We start from the raw sequence: 21,435 nt of genomic DNA, 5'->3' as shown, positions 1-21,435 counted from the left end.
ACCCGGCGTGCGCCGGGTCCTTGGTTGGGTGCTTGGTTAGCGCTGCTAGAAGATGCGCATGGTGTAGTTGCTGCTGGGCAGGTCCAGTGCGGACCAGTCCCGGACCGAATACTCGGGAGGGGTGTGCCCGCGGCCATCCCGAAGAATGGCGCCGACCGTGGCTGCAGCGGCAACGAGGACCAGGACAAGAAGGGCGATTCCGAGGATTTCCATGCCTCCATGGTTCTCCCGTGGAACAGCGGAAAGAAGTGGCAGAAATGCCTAAAAAGTACAAATTTCTGCCATACTGGAAACATGCTCAAGTCAGTGGCAGTCATCGTGGTTTCCAACTTCTCGATCTTTGAGTTCGGTACCGCTTTTGAAGTGTTTGGCATCGACCGTTCGGACCGGGGGACGGGCGTGCCGCAGTTCGACTTCCGCGTGTGCACTCCGGTGCCCGGCGAAGTTCCGCTGAAGTCCGGCCTGACCATGAATGTCGGACTCGGGCTCGAAGCTGCCGCCGACGCGGACCTGGTGATTATGGCGCCCTACGGCCGGGATGAAGACGTTCCGGAAGCGGTCCTCGATGCCCTCCGGGCCGCGCACAGCCGCGGCGCCTGGGTGATGTCCATCTGCTCCGGTGCCTTTGCGTTGGCGCGGGCTGGACTTCTGGACGGGCGCCGCTGCACCACGCACTGGCACTACTCGGAGGAACTGGCGGCCCAGTATCCCAAAGTCCTGGTCGACGAGAACGTCCTCTACGTCCAGGACGGGCGGATCATCTCCAGCGCCGGAACGGCCGCCGGCATTGACGCGTGCCTGCATCTGGTGCGGATCGAATTCGGGGCTGCCGTGGCGGCCGCCATCGCCAGGGACATGGTGGTCCCGCCGCACCGCGACGGTGGCCAGGCCCAGTTTATCGACCGGCCCATGCCCGAATGCGGCTCCCAGCCGATGGAGGAACTCCTTCGCTGGATGGTGGAGAACCTGGACGAGGAACATCCCGTCCATGAGCTGGCCGCCCGCGTGCACATGTCGCCGCGCACTTTTGCCCGCCGCTTCCGCGCGGAGACGGGCGCCACTCCCGCTGCGTGGCTCAATTCCCAGCGGGTCCTCCGGGCCCAGGAGCTGCTGGAGTCCACGGAGCTGAACATTGACGAGGTGGCGCGCCAGTCGGGGTTCGGCCACCCCGTGCTGCTTCGGCACCACTTCGCCAAGGTGCTGGACACGAGTCCGCAGTCCTACCGCAGGGCCTTCCGCGGCCAGATGGCCCCGGCCGGTTAGGCAGGGACGGCAGGCTAGGACTGCCGGGATTCTTCGGCGGCGGCCCGCGTCGACTCCACGAGCACCCGCCACGGGCCGGTGACTGCCGTCTCGGGCAGCGTGGCACGGTGCTGGCCTGCCCGGATGGAGTACGTGAAGCGGTCCGGCTGCCCGTCCGCCGCCTGCCGGGGGTCGGCGACGGCGTCCCAGGGGCAGGCTTCGACGATGGGTTGCCACCGGCTCTTGTCGCTCGACGTGACGGCTTGCACCGTCCACACGCGGGTGAGTGCGGCTATCCCGCCGCTGCGCTCGACTGTGATTTTCATGGCGAGGTTCCCGGTTTTCCGCAGCTGCCGGGAAACGGAAGGTCACAGTCCCGGCGTCGGTTAGAGCTTTACCTTCACAGTCTCCCACGCCCCGCGCACGGCGTCATGCTCTGCGGACTCCTCGCCGAACAGTTCCCTCGCCGTTGCAGCGGTGGCTTTGGCGAACGCTGTGAAGGTGCTGTTGGGGCTGAGCAAGCCGCCGGTCAGGGTCTCGTACCAGATCTGCCCCGGAGCTTCCCAGGCATTCCCGCCCAAGGCCTGGGCTACCAGGCAGAACGCCCGGTTCGGAATGCCGGAGTTGATGTGGACCCCGCCGTTGTCCGCCCGCGTGCGGACATAGGAGTCCATGGAGTCCGGCTGCGGGTCCTTGCCCAGGACGTCGTCGTCGTACGCGGTTCCCGGTGCCTTCATGGAACGCAGGGCGGATCCCTGGACCTGCGGTGTGAACAGGCCCTCGCCAATCAGCCAGGAGGCCTCGGCGGCGGTCTGCTTCCGGGAATACTGCTCCACGAGTGCGCCGAAGACGTCGGAGACGGACTCGTTGATGGCCCCGGCCTGGTTGCGGTAGGCGAGCCCGGCAGAAAACTGCGTCACGCCATGCGCCAGTTCATGGCCGATGACGCTGAGCGAGCGGGTGAACCGCTGGAAGACCTCGCCGTCGCCGTCGCCAAACACCATCTGCTGGCCGTCCCAGAAGGCGTTGTCATACATCCGGCCGAAGTGGACGGTGGCCTTCAGCGGCATTCCCTGCCCGTCGACGGAGTTGCGCCCGAACGCGTCGGCGTAGAGGCCGTGCGTGTGGCCCATGCCGTCATAGGCCTCATCGACCGCGGGATCACCGGTGGCCAGGTCGCCTTCCTTCCTGACAACCTGCCCGGGCAGCGACTCACCGTACATCGCGTCAAAGATGGACCTGTTAACCGGGGCGGGCTGCAGTTGCCTGACGCTGGCCGGAGCCGACGGCGCCGCCGTGCGGGCCGCGTGCACGGCGCCAACGTGGTGCAGGGCCTCCTTGGCCGCCCGGGCAACAGCCGAGTACCGGGGGGACCCCTGGGCGGCCAGGCGGCGGAGGATGTACGGCGGAACAATTGAACAGATCATGCGACTCACCCTATGGACGGCGTCTGACATTCTTTGTCAGGCGCACTGGGCATGCACGAAACCCCCGCCGCTTTCAGTCAGCGGCGGGGGTTTCTTCTGTGCCCTCGGTAGGATTCGAACCTACGGCCTTCTGCTCCGGAGGCAGACGCTCTATCCCCTGAGCTACGAGGGCATTCAGGGATCCTGCCGTTCCCGGCCGGACGTCCTAGAGCTTAGCAGGAAGGTGGCCCGGAAAGGAAAACGGGATCTCCTATCTAGTATCCCGCGAAGGAATCCACGTGGATACGGCGGGCGCCGGCATGCCGCGCGGCGCGCCGCAGCGAGCCGACACTGGCGGGCGAACCCGAGATAAACACCCTCCGCTGGCCGATGTCCGGTACCAGCCGTTTCAGCGCGTGGCCGTCCAGCCGTGCCCCCGGGGCAAGCACGGCGCCGGCATCCTCGATAAAGTCCGGCGGAACCGACCCGTCGGCGAGCCGGGCAACGACGCGGGCGCCCGAATCCTCCAGTTCCGCCGTGTAGGCGAGCTCCGAGGTGTTCCGGGCGAGGTACAGAAGGACCGTGTCGCGCTCGCGGGCCACACCCTGGGAAAGGTGGGCCACATATGGCGTCACGCCGATGCCTGCGGCAATGAACAGGAGCGGGTCCGGTCCCTTTGGCAGCACGAAGTCTCCGGCGACGGTGGTGGCGGTGAGTTCGTCGCCGGGCTCGAGTGCAAGAAGCCTGCGCTTGGCAGCCGAAACCGGGTGTGCTGTGCCGACGCCGATCTTCACGTGGGATGCCTCCGGGGAGCTGGTCAGGCTGAAGACGCGGCGCCGGCCGCGTCCGTCCGGCTTGGCATGTGGAAGATCCAGCTCCAGGTACTGTCCGGGTTCGTGGCGGAGCGGCCGGTGGGGGCGGAAGACGAATTCTGTGGTGCTCGGCGTGAGCGGGCGGGAGTGGCTGAAAAGCAGCCGGACGCTTCCACGCTGACCCACCAGGAACGCGAGCAGGTTGCCAACCAGCAAAGCCAGCTCGGGGGAGTTAGCCATAATGCCCAGGTTGAAGGGCGTCGCCAGCAGGACCGCCACGACGGCGGCCATCGCCAGCTGCTGCCAGCGCCGGGGCGGCAGGGTGAGCGGCTCGGTGAGCATGAAGCCGGCAAAAAACAGCACGGGACCCTGGGCCAGGGTTTGCCAGACGGCACTTCCGGGGCCGACGCCGGAAGGCACCTGCACCGCGGCCACGACGGCGATGGCCACCAGGACGAACACAGCGGCCATGAGCATTTTCCGGGTCCGGTACAGCACCAGCAAGACGCCCGGAACCAGTAGCCACAGCATGGCCGGTGTGCCGGCCCACCATGTGGCGATGTTGAGGCCCGTGAGCCCGGTGATGAATGCCCCGGCAGCAGCAGGGTTGAACACATGGCGCCCGCGCCAGGCCAGGGCGTACTTGGAAGCTGACGCCAGGACACAGGCCAGGGCAACCCCGCCCAGATCCATCGGCGCAAATGCAGGGCCGAGCTGGGTGGGCCAGAAGAGGAAGTAGAGCAGGAGGCCCGTAATCAGCGAGGATTCGCTGTGCGGCCGGACGCGGAACAGCGCTGCCAGGGCGCGGTTGGAAACGTACGTCAGCCCCAGGCAAAGGGCCAGGTGGGCCAGCATGTTGGGAATGCCGAACGTCAGCCAGCCGAGGGCGTCGAGGACGAGGCTGTAGACGGCCAGCACTGCAAGCACCAGCAGCACCAGCCGGTACATCGTGAACCGGCCAAGGTAGGCGTCCAGGGCGGTGCCGGGGGCGGTCTGCTGCCGGGAGGTGGTGGAACTCATGTGAACAGCGCTCCTTCGAATGCCGCGGAATACTCCGCGCTGCCGTTGGAAAATACCTTGAGCCAGGAAAAGCGGAAGTGCTGTTCCAGGTCCGCGGCCGGAACCAGGAACAGGGCGGTGGCGAGGGCGTCCGCCTCCATGGCGCTGTCCGCCAGCGCCCACGTGGCCACGACAGTCCTGACCGGCGCCCCGGTGGTGCCGTCCAGGACGTGGTGGAGCCCGTCTCCCCAGGCCCGCCGGTTCGATGCCGAGGCGCAGAGCGCGCCCGATCCCAGCGGAACTGTTCCTATCGCCTTGGTGGCGTCATACGGATGCTCCAGGGCCACCTGCACCGGCTGCCGGCCGCCGTTCAGCAGGTCCCCGCTGGCATCAATGAAGAAGTCCGGAACCCCGTGGCTCCTCAGTTGCCCGGCGAGGAGGTCCACGAGCTGGCCTTTGCCGGCCGCTCCGATGTCCAGCACCACCGGAGCCGTGGTGGTCAGTGACGTGCCGTGCCATTCCAAAACGTCGTCCCACGCCGGCGGCGCGATGGCCGCTCCGTGCGGCCGGAGAGAGTACTGCGGATCGTAGCCCAGCTGCTCAAGGCTTTTGCCGATGAGTGGAGTCATGGCGCCGCCGCTGAGCGCATAGAGCTGACGGTAAAGGGCAGCGAGTCCGGAGGCCTCGGCCGGCAACCCGTACTGCCCGGGGGCCACCGACACCCGGGTGACCAGCGAGTCCGCCCGGAACCTGGACCACGTGGAGTCGTAGCGCTCCACTTCGGCCAACAGCCCGGCACGCAGCGCGGGGGCCAAAGGAGCGGGCGTGGAAATTTCCCACCGGGTTCCGATTCCATCAAACCCGAAGTTCTGCCAGCCCGGGTGCGGCATGCGCCCTCCTTTTGGCTCGGCGTCGTGCAGGGATCCAGCAGTCGGCCTAGAGGGCCTGCGTCTTGATCGCTTCGACAGCCTGGTTGAAGCCGCCGCTGGTCAGGGAGGAACCTGCCACCTTGGAGACCTTGATTTCATCCAGGCTCTTGCCCACCACCTGGTCGGCGATACCGCCGGCGAACTCGCCCTGGAACTTACGGGTGTTCGGATTGGAGGGGTGCTGGGTGATCTCCACTGCGGACACCGTGCCGTTCGCCAGCGTCAGCTGGACGCCCACTGTCTCGGTGCCGTTGGGGGACGTGTAGTTGCCGTCTGCGCTGTAGGTGCCGTCCTTGTAGCCCGCCGCGGATCCGGACCCGGTTGCGGATGACGGTGCCGACGAGGACTGCGTTTCCTGCGGTGTTTCCTGGGCGGCGGGCTGCTGGGCGGACGGCGCGCAGCCGGCCACCGTTCCTGCGAGTGACAGACCCGCCATGCCGGCGAATACGGTCTTGCGGATTGAAGGCTTCACTGTGGTCTCTTTTCGTGGTGCTGGCACTGACAGGGACAGGGTTGATATTTCAACATTCGAGGGGCTGAGTAAAGGCTAAGTGCCTTTCCTGTGAATTCCCCCTCTGTTTGCTGTGACGCTGAGGGGCCCCGGGTCCCCCTGCCGGATTCCGCGCCATGACGGGCTCCCCGGTAGGCTAGGAGTGTGACTCCCGAAGAACTCTCCCTCGCAATATCCGCCTGCCTGAAAGACGCCGTTGCCGCCGGTGACATTGCCCTTGACGAGGCGGCAATACCGGACTCCGTCCTGGTGGAGCGACCGAAGAACCGGGAGCACGGCGACTGGGCGACCAACATCGCCCTGCAGCTGGCCAAGAAGGCCGGCACCAACCCGCGCGAATTCGCCACGCTGCTCAGCTCGCGGCTCAAGGACATCAACGGCGTCGACGGCGTGGAAATAGCCGGTCCAGGCTTCCTTAACATCACCGTTGACGCTGCCGCAGCCGGTGCGCTTGCCAAGGCCATCGTCGAAGCCGGCAAGGAGTACGGCACCAACAGCGCGCTCGCCGGCCACACGGTGAACATGGAGTTTGTGTCCGCCAACCCCACCGGCCCGCTGCACATCGGCCACACCCGCTGGGCGGCCCTGGGCGACTCGATTGCCAGGGTGCTGCGCGCCTCGGGTGCCGACGTCACCGCCGAGTACTACATCAACGACGCCGGCTCCCAAATGAACGTGTTCGCCAACTCGGTGCTGGCCCGCCTGCACGGCCGAGACGTGCCTGAGGGCGGCTACCCGGGCGAATACATCCGCGACCTCGGCCACGAGGTCCTGACCCAGCACCCGGACATCCGCGAACTGACCGATGCCGCAGCACTGCCCGTGATCCGGGCCGCTGCCTACGAGGCGCAGCTCAAGGACATCAAGGACACCCTGGCGGACTTCGGCGTCTCCTTCGACGTGTTCTTCTCCGAGCAGGAACTGCACGACGCCGGTGCGATCGAAAGTGCCGTTGCCCGCCTTCGCGAGCAGGGCCACGTGTTCGACGACGGCGGTGCCGTCTGGCTCCGCACCACCGACTTCGGTGACGACAAGGACCGCGTCATGATCCGCGCGAACGGCGAGCCGACGTACTTCGCCGCCGACGCCGCCTACTACCTCTCCAAGAAGGACCGCGGCTACACCGAAAAGATCTACCTCCTGGGAGCCGACCACCACGGCTACATCAACCGGCTCAAGGCCATCGCGGCCGCGGCCGGGGACGACCCCGAGGTCAACATCGAGGTCCTGATCGGCCAGCTGGTCTCCGTCAACGGCGCCAAGCTCTCCAAGCGGGCGGGCAACATCATCGAGCTCAAGGACCTGATCTCGTGGCTGGGCACGGACGCGGTGCGCTACTCGCTGGCACGCTTCCCGGCTGATTCGCCGCTCACCCTGGACCCCGAGTTGCTCAAGAAGCACTCCAACGAGAACCCCGTATTCTACGTGCAGTACGCCCACGCACGCTCCCGCGGAGCCGCCCGCAACGCCGTGGCTGCCGGTGTGGACCGGAGCGCTTTCGATGCCTCCCTGCTGGACCACGCTACGGAAAACGAACTGCTCTCCTACCTCGGCAGCTACCCCTCGGTGGTGGCCAAGGCTGCCGAACTCCGCGAGCCGCACCGGGTGGCGCGCCACCTTGAGCTCATCGCCGGTGCGTACCACCGCTGGTACGACGCCTGCCGGATCGCGCCCATGGGCGACGAGTCGGTTACCGATACCAACCGCACCAGGCTCTGGCTCAACGACGCCACCAGCCAGGTGCTCGCCAACGGGCTCGAACTGCTGGGCGTCTCGGCGCCGGAACGGATGTGATCAGGTTGGAAAGCACCAACACCGCCTCGCCGCTGGCTCCGGAGTGGCTCGCCGTCCCCGCCGACCTCAACGCCCTCCATACTCCGGTGTGGGCCGGCGGGGTGGAACGGAACGCGGGCGGCGAACTTGCCATTGACGGCATCCCGGTCAGCAGCCTCAAGGAGCAGTTCGGAACGCCCCTGTTCGTCATGAGCGAATCGGACTTCCGCGCCCGTGCCCGCGCCTTCAAGGATGCCTTCGATGAGGCTTTCGCCGACATCTGCGGGGGAGTGGACGTCTACTACGCGGGCAAGTCCTTCCTCTGCACCGCCGTCGCGACGTGGGTGGCCGAAGAAGGGTTGCGGCTGGACACCTGTTCCGGCGGCGAGCTCGCGGTGGCGGCCCGCGCCGGCATCGACGGTGCCAGCCTTTCGCTGCACGGCAACAACAAGTCCGACGCCGAGATCAGCCGGGCGCTGGACATGGACCTCGGCCGCATCGTGGTGGACAGCCTGGACGAGCTGGAGCGTGTGGCCAAAATCGCCTCCGGCCGCGGCGCCAAAGCCAAGGTCATGCTGCGGCTGACGCCCGGCGTGCACGCCCACACCCACGAGTTCATCGCCACCGCCCACGAGGACCAGAAGTTCGGCCTCTCCATGGCCGGGGATTCCACCGACGAGGCAGGCCTGTCGGCCGCAGAAGAAGCCGTCGCCGCGGCAACGTCGTATGACAGCGTGGAACTGCTGGGCCTGCACTGCCACATCGGCTCGCAGATCTTCGAGCCGGACGGCTTTGCCCTCGCCGCGCAGAAGCTGCTGACGTTCCTGGCCGCAATGCAGGCGAAGTACTCCATCACCCTGCCCGAGCTCGACCTGGGCGGCGGGTACGGCATCGCCTACACCCCGGTGGACACGCCCCGCCCGGCAGCCGACATCGCGCAGGCGATGGCCGCCGTCGTCCGTTCCAAGTGCGCCGAACTGGGGATCACCGCACCCCGGATTTCCATCGAGCCCGGGCGTGCGATCGTCGGCAGCAGCACCTTCACGCTGTACGAGGTGGGCACGCTGAAAACCGTCCGCGTTGATGCCCCGGCCGCCGGCGACGGCGGAACTGGTGAAAATACGGCTGAAAACGTTACGCACCCGCGCCGCTATGTTTCAGTGGACGGCGGCATGAGCGACAACGCCCGTCCGGTGCTGTACGACGCGGATTATTCGGCCATTCTCGCCTCGCGGACCTCCGCGGCGGCCCCGCAGCTGTCCCGCGTAGTGGGCAAACATTGCGAGAGCGGCGACATAGTTGTTAGAGATGTATATCTGCCCGAGGACGTGGCAGCCGGTGATCTGCTCGCTGTACCGGGGACCGGCGCCTACTGCTGGGCCCTGTCAAGCAACTACAACTATCTGGCCCGGCCGGGCGTTGTCGCTGTGCGCGACGGATCTCCCCGGCTGATTGTCCGCGGGGAAACCGAAGAAGATCTGCTGAACCGCGACATGGGAGCCTGAATGACCGAATTGCGAACCCTGAAAGTGGCCCTGCTGGGCTGTGGCAACGTCGGGGCTCAGGTGGCGCGGATTCTGATTGACGACGCCGGTACCCTGGCGCCGCGCACCGGCGCCCGCCTGGAACTGGCCGGCATCGCCGTGCGGAACCTCGACGCGGAACGCGAGGTCGATCTCCCTCGCGACCTGTTCACCACCGACGGTGAAACCCTGGTCAAGGACGCCGACCTCGTGATCGAGCTGATGGGCGGCATCGAGCCTGCCCGCTCGCTGATCCTGTCCGCCATCCAGAACGGCGCCAGCGTCGTCACCGGCAACAAGGCCCTGCTGGCAGCCGACGGCCCGGCACTCTACGAAGAAGCGGACAAGGCCGGCGTCGAGCTGTCCTACGAAGCCGCCGTGGCAGGGGCCATCCCCATCCTGCGGCCCATCCGCGACAGCCTGTCCGGTGACCGCATCACCCGCGTGCTGGGCATCGTCAACGGCACCACCAACTTCATCCTGGACCAGATGGACTCCACCGGCGCGCAGTTCGCCGACGCACTCGCCGAGGCACAGCGGCTCGGTTACGCCGAAGCTGATCCGACGGCCGACGTCGAGGGCCACGACGCCGCCGCCAAGGCCGCCATCCTGGCGTCCCTGTCCTTCCACACCCGCTTCGACCTGGAGAACGTCTACTGCGAGGGCATCACCCGCGTCAGCGCCGCCGACATCGCCGCCGCGAAGGACGCCGGCTTTGTCATCAAGCTGCTGGCCATCGCTGAAAAGCTCGCCGCCACCGGCACGGAAACAGGGGGCAACGAGGGCGTCTCCGTGCGTGTCCATCCCACGCTGCTGCCGCGCGAGCACCCGCTCGCAGCCGTCCGCGGTGCGTTCAACGCCGTCTTCGTCGAGGCCGAGAACGCCGGTGAGCTGATGTTCTACGGCCAGGGCGCCGGCGGAACCCCGACGGCGTCTGCCGTGCTGGGTGACCTCGTGTCCGCGGCACGCCGCATCGTCCTGGGCGGACCGGGCCGCATCGAGTCCACCACCGGCCACGTTCCGGCGCTGCCCATCGATGCCGCGACCACCAGCTACTACATCGGCCTGGACGTTGCCGACCAGCCCGGCGTGCTGGCGAAGATCGCCCAGCTGTTCGCCGAGCACGGCGTCTCGATCGAACTCATGCGCCAGACCATCCACCGCGATGCCGACTCCAACGTGGAATCAGCCGAGCTGCGGATCGTCACGCACCGCGCAAGCGAGGCTGCACTGGCAGCAACCGTCGAGGCCGTGAAGGGCCTTGACGTGATCAATTCAGTTACATCCGTACTGCGGGTAGAAGGAGCTTAAGTGGCTCACCAATGGCGCGGTGTCATCCGCGAATACGCTGACCGTCTGCCCGTAACCGAGGCAACCCGGGTCATTACCCTCGGCGAGGGCGGCACGCCCCTGGTCCACGCCCAGAAGCTCTCGGAGCTGACGGGCTCGGAGGTCTACCTCAAGGTCGAGGGCATGAACCCCACCGGTTCCTTCAAGGACCGCGGCATGACCATGGCCATGACCGCGGCTGTGGAGGCCGGCGCGAAGGCCGTGGTGTGCGCCTCCACCGGAAACACGTCCGCCTCCGCTGCGGCGTACGCAACCGCCGCGGGGCTGACCTGTGCCGTGCTGGTGCCCGAAGGCAAGATCTCCATGGGCAAGCTGAGCCAGGCCATCGCCCACGGCGCCACGCTCCTGCAGGTTGACGGCAATTTCGACAACTGCCTGGACATCGCCCGCAAGCTGGGCGAGTCCTACCCGGTCTTCCTCGTGAACTCCGTGAACCCTGCCCGCATCCAGGGCCAGAAGACCGGCGCCTTCGAGATCGTCGACGCCCTGGGCGATGCCCCGGACATCCACGTGCTTCCTGTCGGCAACGCCGGAAACATCACGGCCTACTGGAAGGGGTACAAGGAGTACGCTGCCCCCTTCGAGTCCGAAACCGCCGGCACGCTGGCTCCCGTCTCCACCAAGACACCTGCCATGTGGGGCTTCCAGGCCGCCGGCGCCGCGCCGTTCGTCGCCGGCCACCCGATCACGGAACCGGACACCATCGCCACCGCCATCCGGATCGGCAACCCGGCCTCCTGGGACGGTGCCATCGCCGCCCGCGACGAATCCGGCGGGTTCATCGATTCCGTCACTGACGAGGAGATCCTCGCCGCACACCGCTGGCTGTCCTCCCGCGAGGGCGTCTTCGTGGAGCCCGGCTCTGCCGCCGGCGTCGCAGGCCTGCTCAAGAAGCACGCCGCAGGTGAGGTGCCCGCCGGCAAGACCATCGCCATCACCGTCACCGGCCACGGCCTCAAGGACCCGCAGTGGGCCCTCCGCACCGAGGACGGCAGCGATGTGCAGCCCGTCAAGGTGCCGAACGACGTCGTGACCGTTGCTGCTGAACTGGGACTGGAAGACTAATAACAGTGGAAACCATGCTGCCGCAGACCGCCCAGCTGCCCGCCATCCAGGCCGGGCAGCAGGTGACGGTCCGCGTTCCGGCCACCAGCGCCAACCTCGGTCCCGGTTACGACAGCCTTGGACTGGCGCTCACGCTGCACGACACCCTCACCGTGGAGAGCCTGGACAGCGGTGAGCTGATCTTCGAGCTCAGCGGCGAGGGGGCCGATTCCCTTCCGCGCGACGCCAGCCACCTGGTGGTCCGGGCGATGAACGCCGCCTTCGCGCGGCTGGGTTACCGGCACACCGGCCTGAAGATCACGGCAGAAAACGTCGTTCCGCACGGCCGTGGCCTGGGTTCGTCGGCATCCGCCGTGGTGGCAGCCGTGACGGCAGCCAACGCCCTTCTGCCGGCGGGGGAGCAGCAGGACAGGAACTGGATCCTGCAGCTGACCAGCGAGATGGAAGGCCACCCGGACAACGTCGCTCCGGCGATCTACGGCGGACTGGCGCTGTCGTGGCAGGACAGTGACCAGTACAGCACCACGTGCGCCACTGTCGACGCTGCCGTTATCCCGGTCGTGGCTGTTCCGGACTACGAACTCTCCACCGAGGCCGCCCGCGCCCTGCTGCCTGCGTCCATTGGCCATCACGCCGCGGCGATGAACTCCGGCCGCGCGGCGCTGCTGATCCATGCCCTCACCCAGAAGCCTGAATTCCTGCTCGCCGGGACCGAGGACTTCCTGCACCAGAGCTACCGTGCCGAGGCCATGCGGCCCAGCGCCAGCCTCATCAAGGCCCTGCGCGGAGCCGGCCACGCCGCCGTTGTCTCCGGTGCAGGACCGACGGTCATGGTCGTGGCAAATGGCGAGGCGGAAGCCGCCACAGTCCTGGAATTCATTGCCGCGTTCTCCGAGGCAAATACGCCGGATATCAACTGGCGTGTGATGAAGCTGGCAGTGGACGTTGAAGGTGCTAAAGTGGGAGTGCACCGGCGGTAACACCGCATGCAGTCTCCGCAGTCTCTACCGCATTTAGTGAATACCGCATTTACATTGATGCAGCCAGACGGCGACTCTGCAGTCGAGAGGGCCCTGCAGCCAAGAGACCGTGCAGTCAACGACCCCCAGGATGGCCTTTATCGGTCATCGGGTCAGAATCTGCTTCGATCTGCTGCTGCTGCTTCGATCTCTCTTATTGCGCGACTTCCTTCGGCGCCACCTGCTTGGCCTGGCCAGGAACCTACAGAGTGTTTCTGTTCCCTGAACCGCCAGTCCGCCGTCCCGCCAGCTATGCGGGGCGATTGAAGGTGATCAGTATCCGGCCCTGCTGGCCGAACTCCAACCGGCAAGGCCGACATCCCGGCTGCAGATCTGAACTGCAGCCCAGATCCAATCATCGCGTCCAGCTCACAGTCTGGACGCCGTCGAGGGGGAAGGATCCTTCGTGACCGAAACCACTGAGCTGTCACCAGCTGTGGACACTCCATCTTCTGCTTCCGGATCGTTGACGGAAGCACCCGCCAAGAGCAGCGGCCTTGCCGGCCTCAAGCTCGCCCAGCTGCAGGCCCTCGCCAGCCAGCTTGGCATCTCCGGCGGATCCCGCATGCGCAAGGGCGACCTGGTGGCGGCCATTTCCGCACACCGTGCAGGTACGTCCGCCCCCGCCACCAAGGCACCGGCGCGGGCCGCAGCCAAGGGTGCTGAAGCCGCTCCGGCAGCTCCGGCCCCGGAAGCTGCTGCAGCAGCTGTGGCCCCGGAAGCCGCTGCGGCAGCCGAGGCACCGGCCCAGGAAACCCGTGCGCGTGGCCGTGGCCGCAGCCGCCGGGCAGTGAGCGACGGCATCGTCGCCGCACCCGCTGCGGAAGCCGCAGCACAGCCTGCTGCTGAGGCGCCGGCAGCTCCTCCGGCCGCCGAAGCACGGCCCGCTGAAGCACCGGCTGCTGCCGAGGCACCCGTTGCCGCCCCGGCCGCTGAAGGCGCCGTCGAGGCAGAAGGTGCAGAACGCCGCCAGCCCCGGACCCGCAACCGCCGCCGCGGCGAAGCCGCCGCAGCTGCGCCCGCCGAGGCACCGGCCGCTCCTGCCGAAGCTGCTCCCGAAGCCCGCGGTGTTGAGGCCCGTGGCGGGGAATCCCGCGGTGCCGAGGCCCGCGAGCAGGCCCCGGAAGGTGAAGCCGGCCAGCGCGAACGCCGGGAGACCCGCGGCCGCGGAGGCCGTGACGCCGGCGAGGCAGGCGGACGCGACAACCGCCGTGACGATAGCCGCGAGGGCGACGAAGACGGCGGCAGCCGCCGCAACCGGCGCAACCGCCGTGACCGGAACGACCGCAACGAACGGTCCGACAGCCGCGACGGCGGCCGCAACGACCGGTTCCGTGACCGCAACGACCGCCGCCGCGGACGCAGCCAGGGTCCCGACGTCGACGACGTTGAAATCACCGACGACGACGTCCTGCTGCCGGTGGCCGGCATCCTGGACGTCCTCGAGAACTACGCGTTCATCCGTACGTCCGGCTACCTCCCGGGCCCGAACGACGTCTACGTCTCCCTGGCCCAGGTCAAGAAGTACAACCTGCGCAAGGGCGACGCCGTGGTTGGCGCCATCCGTGCGCCGCGCGACGGCGAGGACCGCGGCCAGCAGTCCGCCCGCCAGAAGTTCAACGCACTGGTCCGCGTCACCTCGGTGAACGGCAAGACCGCCGAGGACCTCAAGGACCGCGTGGAGTTCGCCAAGCTGGTCCCGCTGTACCCGTCCGAGCGCCTGCGCCTCGAGACCGACCCCAAGAAGATCGGCCCCCGCGTCATCGACCTCGTGGCCCCGATCGGCAAGGGCCAGCGTGGCCTGATCGTTTCCCCGCCCAAGGCCGGCAAGACGCTCATCCTGCAGTCCATCGCCAACGCGATCACCACCAACAACCCTGAGGTCCACCTCATGATGGTGCTGGTTGACGAACGCCCCGAAGAAGTCACGGACATGCAGCGCACCGTCAAGGGCGAGGTCATTGCCTCCACCTTCGACCGTCCCGCCGACGACCACACCACCGTGGCCGAACTCTCCATCGAACGCGCCAAGCGCCTCGTGGAGATGGGCATGGACGTCGTGGTGCTCCTGGACTCCATGACCCGCCTGGGCCGCGCCTACAACCTGGCAGCACCGGCCTCCGGCCGCATCCTGTCCGGTGGTGTGGATTCCGCAGCGCTGTACCCGCCCAAGCGGTTCTTCGGCGCTGCCCGCAACATCGAAAACGGCGGCTCGCTGACCATCCTGGCAACGGCCCTCGTGGAAACCGGATCCAAGATGGACGAGGTCATCTTCGAAGAGTTCAAGGGCACCGGCAACATGGAGCTCCGCCTGTCCCGCCAGCTGGCAGACAAGCGCATCTTCCCCGCCGTGGACGTCAACGCCTCCGGCACGCGCCGCGAAGAGAACCTGCTCTCGGCCGAAGAGGTCAAGATCATGTGGAAGCTGCGCCGCGTACTCTCCGGCCTTGAGACCCAGCAGAGCCTGGAACTCCTGACCAACAAGATCCGCGAAACCCAGAGCAACGTCGAGTTCCTCATGCAGGTTCAGAAGACGACGCTTGGTGCGAAGTCGGATAACGACAAGTAGCTGAGCTAGGGGGTGGGGCCGTCGCATATTTTTGCCGGCCCCGCCCCTTCGCGTTGCAGCTGACGTAGTGCGTACGTCAGCTGCAACGCTCCGACAGCGGGCATGGCCTTCCCGTCGCTCACAAGCTCGCGCCGGGTCCCTCGGCCAGGCCCTTCGATGCCACTCCCAGGCCGGCAAAAATATACGACGACGGTCGCCCGTCACCTACCGCTGTGGGCGTCATTAGACTGATACCAGAGCGTTGAAAGGGTAATCACAAATGTTTGAGTCCGTACAGGGCCTGTTGGATGAGCATGATTCCATCCAGGCGCAGTTGGGGGATCCGGCTGTTTATGCTGACCAGAAGCTCGCCCGGAAGCTGGGGCGGCGGTCTGCACAGCTGAATGGCATTGTGGAGGCCTACCACAAGTGGGAAGGTCTCCGGGATGACCTTGCGGCTGCCAAGGAGATGGCTGCCGAGGACCCTGAGTTTGCTGCCGAGGTGCCTGAACTGGAGGAAGCCCTGGAGACGGCTGCGGCGCGGCTGCGGCGGCTGCTGATTCCGCGGGACCCGGACGATGCACGCAACGTGATCCTCGAGGTCAAGGGCGGCGAAGGCGGCGACGAGGCTGCCCTGTTCGCCGGCGACCTGCTGCGCATGTACACCCGCTACGCGGAGTCCCGGGGCTGGAAGACCGAGATCATCTCGGCCACCGAGTCCGACCTCGGCGGCTTCAAGGACGTCCAGGTGGCCGTCAAGGGCAGCTCCAATGATCCCGCCGAAGGCGTTTACGCACGGCTCAAGTTCGAGGGCGGTGTGCACCGTGTCCAGCGTGTGCCTGTGACTGAATCGCAGGGCCGCATCCACACGTCGGCCGCCGGCGTCCTGGTCCTGCCCGAGGTGGATGAGCCCGAAGAGCTCGAAATCAACCAGAACGACCTCAAGATTGACGTGTACCGTTCCTCGGGGCCTGGCGGCCAGTCCGTCAACACCACCGACTCCGCGGTCCGCATCACGCACCTCCCCACCGGAATCGTCGTGGCCATGCAGAACGAGAAGTCCCAGCTGCAGAACCGTGAAGCAGGCATGCGCGTCCTCCGCGCCCGTATCCTGGCCCACCAGCAGGAGCAGATCGACGCCGCCAACTCCGAGCAGCGGAAGTCCCAGATCCGCACCATGGACCGGTCCGAGCGCATCCGCACGTACAACTATCCGGAGAACCGGATCGCCGACCACCGCACCGGCTACAAGGCTTACAACCTTGACCAGGTCATGAACGGCGACCTCGAACCGGTCATCCAGTCCGCCATCGAGATGGACGAGCAGGCGCGGCTGGACGCCATCGGCGACTAGGAGCCCCCGGATACATGACGTCGGAGCACACTCCGGAGCCGGCTGAGCACAGCCAGCCTGCGCAGTCCCTGGCTGCCGCGGTCCGTGAGGCAACGGAACGCCTTACCGAGGCCGGTGTCCCCAGCCCCCGGGTGGATGCCGAACTCCTGGCGGACCACCTGCTGGGGGTTGGGTTGGGCCGGCTGCGGGCCATGTTGCTCGGCGATGCTCCCGCCCCGGCCGGCTACGCCGAACTCGTTGCCGAGCGGGCCACGCGCGTTCCGCTCCAGCACATCACCGGCGTCGCCCACTTCCGCTACCTTCAGCTCGCGGTGGGTCCCGGCGTCTTCATTCCCCGCCCGGAGACGGAATCCGTGGTGCAGCTGGTCATCGACCGGCTGCGGGCACTGGAACGTGCCGGCGTGGTCCGCCCGAAGGTGGTGGACCTGGGAACCGGCTCCGGTGCGATTGCCGGTTCAATCGCGCACGAGGTGCCCGAGACCGAGGTCTTCGCGGTGGAGTTCAGCGAATTCGCGCACGCCTGGGCGGCGAAGAACCTCCGCCCGCTCGGGGTCACCCTGCTGCTGGGGGACCTGCGAAACGCCCTGCCGGAACTCAACGGAACGTTCGACGTCGTGGTTTCCAACCCGCCGTACATTCCCGCCGAAGCGATCCCCAACGAACCGGAGGTGGCGCTCCATGACCCGCCGGAAGCGCTTTACGGCGGGGGAGCGGACGGCATGGAACTGCCGACGGCGGCGGCCGCCTCGGCGGCCCGCCTCCTGGTTCCCGGCGGCTACTTCGTGATGGAACACGCCGAGGTCCAGGCTGGCTGGATATCGACGATGCTGAACCGGACCGGGCTGTGGACCGACGTCACCACGCACTTTGACCTGAATGGCAAGGAACGTGCCACCAGCGCCGTCCTTGCTTTTCCGCCCGCGGAGTAATGAAAGAATGAGGCAGTGACCACTACGTACAACTGCACGGCCGACGACGAGCGGACCGCCGGTATCGCGCACGCACGGCGGGCGATCCTCGAGAAGAAATGCGTTGTCCTTCCCACGGACACCGTCTACGGAATTGCGGCCGACGCCTTTTCCCCGCAGGCGGTCACCATGCTGCTGGTTTCCAAGGGCCGCGGCCGGAACATGCCGCCACCGGTCCTGATTCCGCGGCTGAATGCGCTCGACGGGCTGGCCACCGATGTGTACCCGGATGCCCGCCAGTTGGCCGAGGCTTTTTGGCCCGGCGGACTGACCCTGATCTTCCATGCCCAGCCGTCGCTCGACTGGGACCTGGGCGAAACCAAGGGCACCGTTGCCCTTCGCATTCCGGACGATGAGGTGGCCATCGACCTGCTGACCGTCACCGGCCCCCTCGCCGTATCCTCGGCGAACCGGACGGGCCAGGCACCGGCACAGACAGCCTTTGAAGCACGTACCCAGCTCGCGGAGTCTGTCGAGGTGTACCTTGAGGCCGGCTTCCGCCCGGTCGAGGGAACCGACGCCACGCCGTCCACCATCGTGGATGCCACATCCCTGCCGCTGCGCGTGGTCCGGGAGGGGGCCATCAGCCTGGAACGGCTGCGCGAGGTGGTTCCCGGAATTCTCGATATCAACGGCAATGCAGCCGACGAGCCCGACGTGACGGTAATCGAGACTCAGGCCGTACCAGAAGCTGTGCAGGCCGACGCCGGCGAAAAGCCCGCAAGCGCCGAATGACGCTGCAGAGGCAACCCATACCGGTCCTCGGCGTGGATGCTACGCCCCTGGACGTCGAAGGACTGACCGCAGTCCTCAACGGATACCTGGCTGACGGCGCCACCAGGACCGTCGTCGGACACAATCTCCACAGCGTGACGCTGTTCCACTCCGAGCCGCAGTTCCGGAAGTTCTACGAGAACAGCGACGTTGTCCTTCTGGACGGCGCACCTGTCCTGTGGCTATGGGGGAGGGGCCGGCAAAAGGGTGGCAATGAAAAGCCAGGCTCCGGGACTCCAGGCTCGAAGACAAGGCCCGTCATGGACTACCGGCTCGGTTCGACAGACTGGATTCCTGCCCTGGGCCGGCTGGACGGCCTCCACCGCATCGCCGTCATCGGCGCCGGGGCGGCCGCGAACGCCAAGGCCGTCGCGAAGCTGCGGGCCATCGTCCCGGGTGCCACGGTCTCCGGAATGCCGGGGGAGGACTGGAACCCGGAGCTGGAAGAGAAGGCTGCCGCGTGGCTTGCGGAACTCCAGCCGCAGCTGGTGCTGATCGGCCTCGGCATGCCGCTGCAGGAAGAGGTGCTGTGGCGCCGCCTGCCGGCGCTGCCGCCCGCAATCTACTGCGCGGTCGGGGGAGCGATTGAACAGATCGCCGGGATCCAGAAGCTGGCGCCCCGCTGGCTGGGCCGGCTGGGGCTGGAGTGGGCCTGGCGGCTGCTGCTGCATCCGCGCCGCGTGGCATACCGCGTGTTCGGCGAGCCGTGGGTCCTGCTGGCTCTCCTGGTGCGGCGCCGGCTGCGCGGGCAAGCCTAAGGAGACAGGACTGACGGGGCCGCCCCGGCGGGGCACCGAGCCCCGGATTAAAAGTTCTGGTCCTTCAGCGGTGCAAACCCCTTGCCCCGGAGCCCTGTGGAGAAGGCCCGGAACCAGTCCGCCAGTCCACGGAGATCGCCCCTGCGGAGGAAGTAGCCCAGGTAGCCGCCCACATCTGCCACCAGGGACTTGACCCGGAAGTGGCGGCGGATCAGGTACCCGCGGTTGCGGTAGTAGTAATAGCGCTTGAAGGCGCTCTCCGGGACGATAACGTGCCAGCGGGCGCCAAACACGTGCTTTGTTTCCGAAAACGCGTGCGGGTGCATGATCGCGGCCGTGGTGACAGTGCCGAACCGGATGCCGGCCTTGCGCAGCCGGATGGTGAAGTCCACCTCGTCGCCGCGGATGAAAAGCCGCATGTCCGGCAGGCCCACCTTGAAGAAGACGTCCGAGCGGATGAGCGCGCCGTTGAAGAAGTGCCCGTCGTTGGGCAGGAAGCCGACCTTCTCCAGTGCGGCCCGGTCATGGGTGACCTTGCCGTCCAGGCGGAAGAAGAAGGAGAGCTGGTCGGGGTGGCCCGGGGCCACCACCAGGGGAACCACAGCCTCCAGGTCGCGCGCCTCCGCTTCGCGGATCAGCGTGGCCAGGCAGTCGGCGTCCGCCGGCTCGGCGTCGTCGTCCATCATCCAGACCCAGTCCGCGCCGCTGGCGACGGCCTTCAGGGCTGCGAGGGAGAAGCCTCCGGCGCCGCCAAGGTTGGCCTCGGAGCGGACGTAGTCCACGTTCGCATGCTGTGCCGCCACGTCCCTGGCAGGCTTCGTTCCGCTGTCAACGAGGCAGATGGTGGACACCGGGGCGGTCTGGCCATTGATGGCCTTCAGCAGGACTGCGAGCTCATCGGGGCGGTCAAACGTCACGGCGGCAACTGCGACCGACACTGGCATTGCGGGGATCCTTTCAGCACAGCCGTCGGCAAGTTTCCCGCCGGCATGAGGCCGTGTGACGCGAAGCGATGTACCCGTTGGCGTTAGTATCTTGACTAGAGTCCACTGTAATACAGCCCCGTCAGGCACTATGCACTGCCTGTCTGTGCGCATGGCGACGGAGAAGTTTCATTTATTGCTCAGATCCATACCTATCGAGCCCGCATGGTCCGCCCGGCCTGACCCCGAATCCGTATCCGTATAATCTGGTGGCCGCGCCATGATCATGTACCTGTCCATGATGCTCACAGCGGCGGTCGTCTCCTACGGGGCAACGTGGGGCGCGCGCCTGATCGGCAACCGGCTTGAGCTGTTCGCCCCGATCCGCAGCCGGGACATGCATTCAAGCCCGGTGTCGCGGCTCGGCGGGCTGGGTATCTTCGCCGGCGTCCTGGTGGCGCTGGCAGTGGCCAGCCAGTCCTTCTTCGTTAAGGACATCTTCCGGAACAACGGCGCTCCATGGGGCGTGCTGGCCGGCGCTGCCGTCATCGTGCTGGTGGGGGTGGCGGACGACCTTCTGGACCTCCGCTGGTGGATCAAGCTGATCGGGCAGGCTTTGGCCGCGCTCGTGGTGGCGGTCTGGGGCGTGCGCATGGCCATTATCCCGTTCGTTCCGGAGCCGATCCGCTTCGACTCGGACCCGGTCAACATCGCCCTCACCACCATCCTCATCGTGGTCACGATGAACGCGTTCAACTTCATTGACGGGCTGGACGGGCTGGCCGCCGGGGTGGCCATTATTGGCGGCTCCGCGTTCTTCCTGACCGCCTACTGGGTCCACCGGAACGCGCCCATCCTGGACCGTTCGGACCTCGCCACGCTGCTGACGGCAGTCCTCGTTGGCAGCTGCCTTGGCTTCCTGCCGCACAACTGGTTTCCGTCAAAGATCTTCATGGGCGATTCCGGCGCCATGCTGATAGGGCTGCTGATGGCGTCCGCCGGTGTGGTCTCAACGGGCCAGATCACCTCAGGCCTCTATGACCGGGTGAACGGTATCCCCACGATTGTCCCCATCCTGCTGCCGTTTGCTGTCCTGTTCCTGCCGCTGCTGGATCTTTGCCTCGCGGTGGTGCGCCGCACCGCCGTCGGCCGTTCACCCTGGTCAGCAGACCGCGGGCACCTGCACCACAAGCTGATGGACATCGGGTACTCCCACCGCACCGCGGTGATGCTGCTTTACCTGTGGGCGGCTGTGCTCTCTTTCGGCGGCCTCGCGTTCGCCGTCTACCCCTGGCAGGTGGTGCTCGCGGTGGTCATCGCTGCCACGCTGGTCATGGGACTTGTCACGGCATGGCCTTATCTAAGCCGCCGGGGCGAGAACAGCGGGGTGGGGCCAACACCGCAGTAGGGCCGCTTTTCGGAAAATTTCTATCTCATGTAGAATTCAGGTGCAGGCATTTCCTGCACCACTCCACCCTGCC

General features: G+C 66.9%; 19 protein-coding genes and 1 tRNA gene. 12 read left to right on the top strand and 8 right to left on the bottom strand.

The features are described from left to right. Window positions 1-45: 45 nt before the first annotated feature. Window positions 46-213, bottom strand: a complete 168-nt coding sequence (locus ACFTR6_RS01165) for a hypothetical protein (protein WP_377956590.1) — start codon at window positions 211-213, stop codon at window positions 46-48. A gap of 81 nt (window positions 214-294) precedes the next feature. Between ACFTR6_RS01165 and ACFTR6_RS01160 the strand changes: the two genes are divergently transcribed. Further along, window positions 295-1,263, top strand: a complete 969-nt coding sequence (locus ACFTR6_RS01160; protein ID WP_377956589.1) for a helix-turn-helix domain-containing protein — start codon at window positions 295-297, stop codon at window positions 1,261-1,263. A gap of 14 nt (window positions 1,264-1,277) precedes the next feature. On the opposite strand, the gene ACFTR6_RS01155 is transcribed toward ACFTR6_RS01160, so the two are convergent. The 6 genes from ACFTR6_RS01155 to ACFTR6_RS01130 form a co-directional block, all read right to left on the bottom strand. Next, window positions 1,278-1,568, bottom strand: coding sequence for a protealysin inhibitor emfourin (locus ACFTR6_RS01155; protein ID WP_076801931.1), 291 nt, complete (start codon window positions 1,566-1,568; stop codon window positions 1,278-1,280). A 60-nt stretch (window positions 1,569-1,628) separates the two neighbouring features. Beyond that, window positions 1,629-2,669 (bottom strand): M4 family metallopeptidase, encoded by a 1,041-nt coding sequence (locus tag ACFTR6_RS01150; protein WP_377956588.1) that lies wholly within the window; start codon window positions 2,667-2,669, stop codon window positions 1,629-1,631. 99 nt (window positions 2,670-2,768) lie between these two features. Then, a tRNA-Arg gene (locus tag ACFTR6_RS01145) sits at window positions 2,769-2,841 on the bottom strand. A gap of 82 nt (window positions 2,842-2,923) precedes the next feature. Further along, window positions 2,924-4,480, bottom strand: coding sequence for a ferredoxin--NADP reductase (locus ACFTR6_RS01140; RefSeq protein WP_377956587.1), 1,557 nt, complete (start codon window positions 4,478-4,480; stop codon window positions 2,924-2,926). Continuing rightward, window positions 4,477-5,349, bottom strand: coding sequence for an FAD:protein FMN transferase (locus tag ACFTR6_RS01135; protein WP_377956586.1), 873 nt, complete (start codon window positions 5,347-5,349; stop codon window positions 4,477-4,479). The genes ACFTR6_RS01140 and ACFTR6_RS01135 overlap by 4 nt, the downstream gene beginning before the upstream one ends. Before the next feature lie 46 nt (window positions 5,350-5,395). Further along, window positions 5,396-5,860, bottom strand: a complete 465-nt coding sequence (locus ACFTR6_RS01130; protein ID WP_087872420.1) for an FMN-binding protein — start codon at window positions 5,858-5,860, stop codon at window positions 5,396-5,398. A gap of 183 nt (window positions 5,861-6,043) precedes the next feature. Here ACFTR6_RS01130 and argS point away from each other — a divergent pair, with 183 nt between their 5' ends. The 10 genes from argS to ACFTR6_RS01080 all read left to right on the top strand — a co-directional run bounded on the left by argS (window position 6,044) and on the right by ACFTR6_RS01080 (window position 19,031). Beyond that, window positions 6,044-7,693 carry an arginine--tRNA ligase gene (gene argS, locus ACFTR6_RS01125; protein WP_087872421.1) on the top strand — a complete coding sequence of 550 codons (1,650 nt, stop codon included), beginning with the start codon at window positions 6,044-6,046 and terminating at the stop codon, window positions 7,691-7,693. Beyond that, on the top strand, window positions 7,690-9,177 hold the full coding sequence (gene lysA / locus ACFTR6_RS01120; RefSeq protein ID WP_377956585.1) for a diaminopimelate decarboxylase: 1,488 nt from the start codon (window positions 7,690-7,692) through the stop codon (window positions 9,175-9,177). Before argS ends, lysA begins: the two co-directional genes overlap by 4 nt. Next, window positions 9,178-10,506, top strand: a complete 1,329-nt coding sequence (locus ACFTR6_RS01115) for a homoserine dehydrogenase (protein ID WP_076801943.1) — start codon at window positions 9,178-9,180, stop codon at window positions 10,504-10,506. Next, window positions 10,507-11,610 (top strand): threonine synthase, encoded by a 1,104-nt coding sequence (gene thrC / locus ACFTR6_RS01110; protein ID WP_087872423.1) that lies wholly within the window; start codon window positions 10,507-10,509, stop codon window positions 11,608-11,610. It begins immediately after the preceding gene. 14 nt (window positions 11,611-11,624) lie between these two features. Then, window positions 11,625-12,590: a homoserine kinase gene (gene thrB / locus ACFTR6_RS01105; RefSeq protein WP_076803820.1), complete on the top strand. Its 966-nt coding sequence runs from the start codon at window positions 11,625-11,627 to the stop codon at window positions 12,588-12,590. 445 nt (window positions 12,591-13,035) lie between these two features. Beyond that, window positions 13,036-15,198: a transcription termination factor Rho gene (rho, locus tag ACFTR6_RS01100; protein WP_377956584.1), complete on the top strand. Its 2,163-nt coding sequence runs from the start codon at window positions 13,036-13,038 to the stop codon at window positions 15,196-15,198. Between the two features lie 259 nt (window positions 15,199-15,457). Continuing rightward, entirely contained in the window at window positions 15,458-16,531 is a 1,074-nt protein-coding gene (gene prfA, locus ACFTR6_RS01095) for a peptide chain release factor 1 (protein ID WP_076801951.1), read from the top strand. 14 nt (window positions 16,532-16,545) lie between these two features. Next, window positions 16,546-17,460, top strand: coding sequence for a peptide chain release factor N(5)-glutamine methyltransferase (gene prmC / locus ACFTR6_RS01090; protein ID WP_377956583.1), 915 nt, complete (start codon window positions 16,546-16,548; stop codon window positions 17,458-17,460). Window positions 17,461-17,475: 15 nt separating this feature from the next. Then, complete coding sequence (locus ACFTR6_RS01085) at window positions 17,476-18,234, top strand: L-threonylcarbamoyladenylate synthase (protein WP_076801956.1); 759 nt, start codon at window positions 17,476-17,478, stop codon at window positions 18,232-18,234. Further along, entirely contained in the window at window positions 18,231-19,031 is an 801-nt protein-coding gene (locus tag ACFTR6_RS01080) for a WecB/TagA/CpsF family glycosyltransferase (RefSeq protein ID WP_377956582.1), read from the top strand. Before ACFTR6_RS01085 ends, ACFTR6_RS01080 begins: the two co-directional genes overlap by 4 nt. A gap of 47 nt (window positions 19,032-19,078) precedes the next feature. On the opposite strand, the gene ACFTR6_RS01075 is transcribed toward ACFTR6_RS01080, so the two are convergent. After that, on the bottom strand, window positions 19,079-19,975 hold the full coding sequence (locus ACFTR6_RS01075) for a glycosyltransferase (protein ID WP_087872429.1): 897 nt from the start codon (window positions 19,973-19,975) through the stop codon (window positions 19,079-19,081). Window positions 19,976-20,234: 259 nt separating this feature from the next. Here ACFTR6_RS01075 and ACFTR6_RS01070 point away from each other — a divergent pair, with 259 nt between their 5' ends. Next, window positions 20,235-21,362, top strand: coding sequence for an MraY family glycosyltransferase (locus ACFTR6_RS01070; RefSeq protein WP_076801963.1), 1,128 nt, complete (start codon window positions 20,235-20,237; stop codon window positions 21,360-21,362). Window positions 21,363-21,435 lie beyond the last annotated feature (73 nt).

This window comes from Arthrobacter sp. NPDC057009 (assembly GCF_042673905.1).
Classification (GTDB): domain Bacteria; phylum Actinomycetota; class Actinomycetes; order Actinomycetales; family Micrococcaceae; genus Arthrobacter.
This window is presented reverse-complemented; position numbering and strand designations above follow the sequence as displayed.

What these genes read in the sequence shown, in the direction of transcription:
- ACFTR6_RS01075 (WP_087872429.1), bottom strand. Translation starts at nt 19,975, where the DNA reads ATGCCAGTGTCGGTCGCAGTTGCCGCCGTGACGTTTGACCGCCCCGAT.
- prfA (WP_076801951.1), top strand. Translation starts at nt 15,458, where the DNA reads ATGTTTGAGTCCGTACAGGGCCTGTTGGATGAGCATGATTCCATCCAG.
- ACFTR6_RS01070 (WP_076801963.1), top strand. Translation starts at nt 20,235, where the DNA reads ATGATCATGTACCTGTCCATGATGCTCACAGCGGCGGTCGTCTCCTAC.
- ACFTR6_RS01080 (WP_377956582.1), top strand. Translation starts at nt 18,231, where the DNA reads ATGACGCTGCAGAGGCAACCCATACCGGTCCTCGGCGTGGATGCTACG.
- prmC (WP_377956583.1), top strand. Translation starts at nt 16,546, where the DNA reads ATGACGTCGGAGCACACTCCGGAGCCGGCTGAGCACAGCCAGCCTGCG.
- ACFTR6_RS01150 (WP_377956588.1), bottom strand. Translation starts at nt 2,669, where the DNA reads ATGATCTGTTCAATTGTTCCGCCGTACATCCTCCGCCGCCTGGCCGCC.
- ACFTR6_RS01140 (WP_377956587.1), bottom strand. Translation starts at nt 4,480, where the DNA reads ATGAGTTCCACCACCTCCCGGCAGCAGACCGCCCCCGGCACCGCCCTG.
- ACFTR6_RS01160 (WP_377956589.1), top strand. Translation starts at nt 295, where the DNA reads ATGCTCAAGTCAGTGGCAGTCATCGTGGTTTCCAACTTCTCGATCTTT.
- ACFTR6_RS01155 (WP_076801931.1), bottom strand. Translation starts at nt 1,568, where the DNA reads ATGAAAATCACAGTCGAGCGCAGCGGCGGGATAGCCGCACTCACCCGC.
- ACFTR6_RS01135 (WP_377956586.1), bottom strand. Translation starts at nt 5,349, where the DNA reads ATGCCGCACCCGGGCTGGCAGAACTTCGGGTTTGATGGAATCGGAACC.
- ACFTR6_RS01165 (WP_377956590.1), bottom strand. Translation starts at nt 213, where the DNA reads ATGGAAATCCTCGGAATCGCCCTTCTTGTCCTGGTCCTCGTTGCCGCT.
- thrB (WP_076803820.1), top strand. Translation starts at nt 11,625, where the DNA reads ATGCTGCCGCAGACCGCCCAGCTGCCCGCCATCCAGGCCGGGCAGCAG.
- ACFTR6_RS01115 (WP_076801943.1), top strand. Translation starts at nt 9,178, where the DNA reads ATGACCGAATTGCGAACCCTGAAAGTGGCCCTGCTGGGCTGTGGCAAC.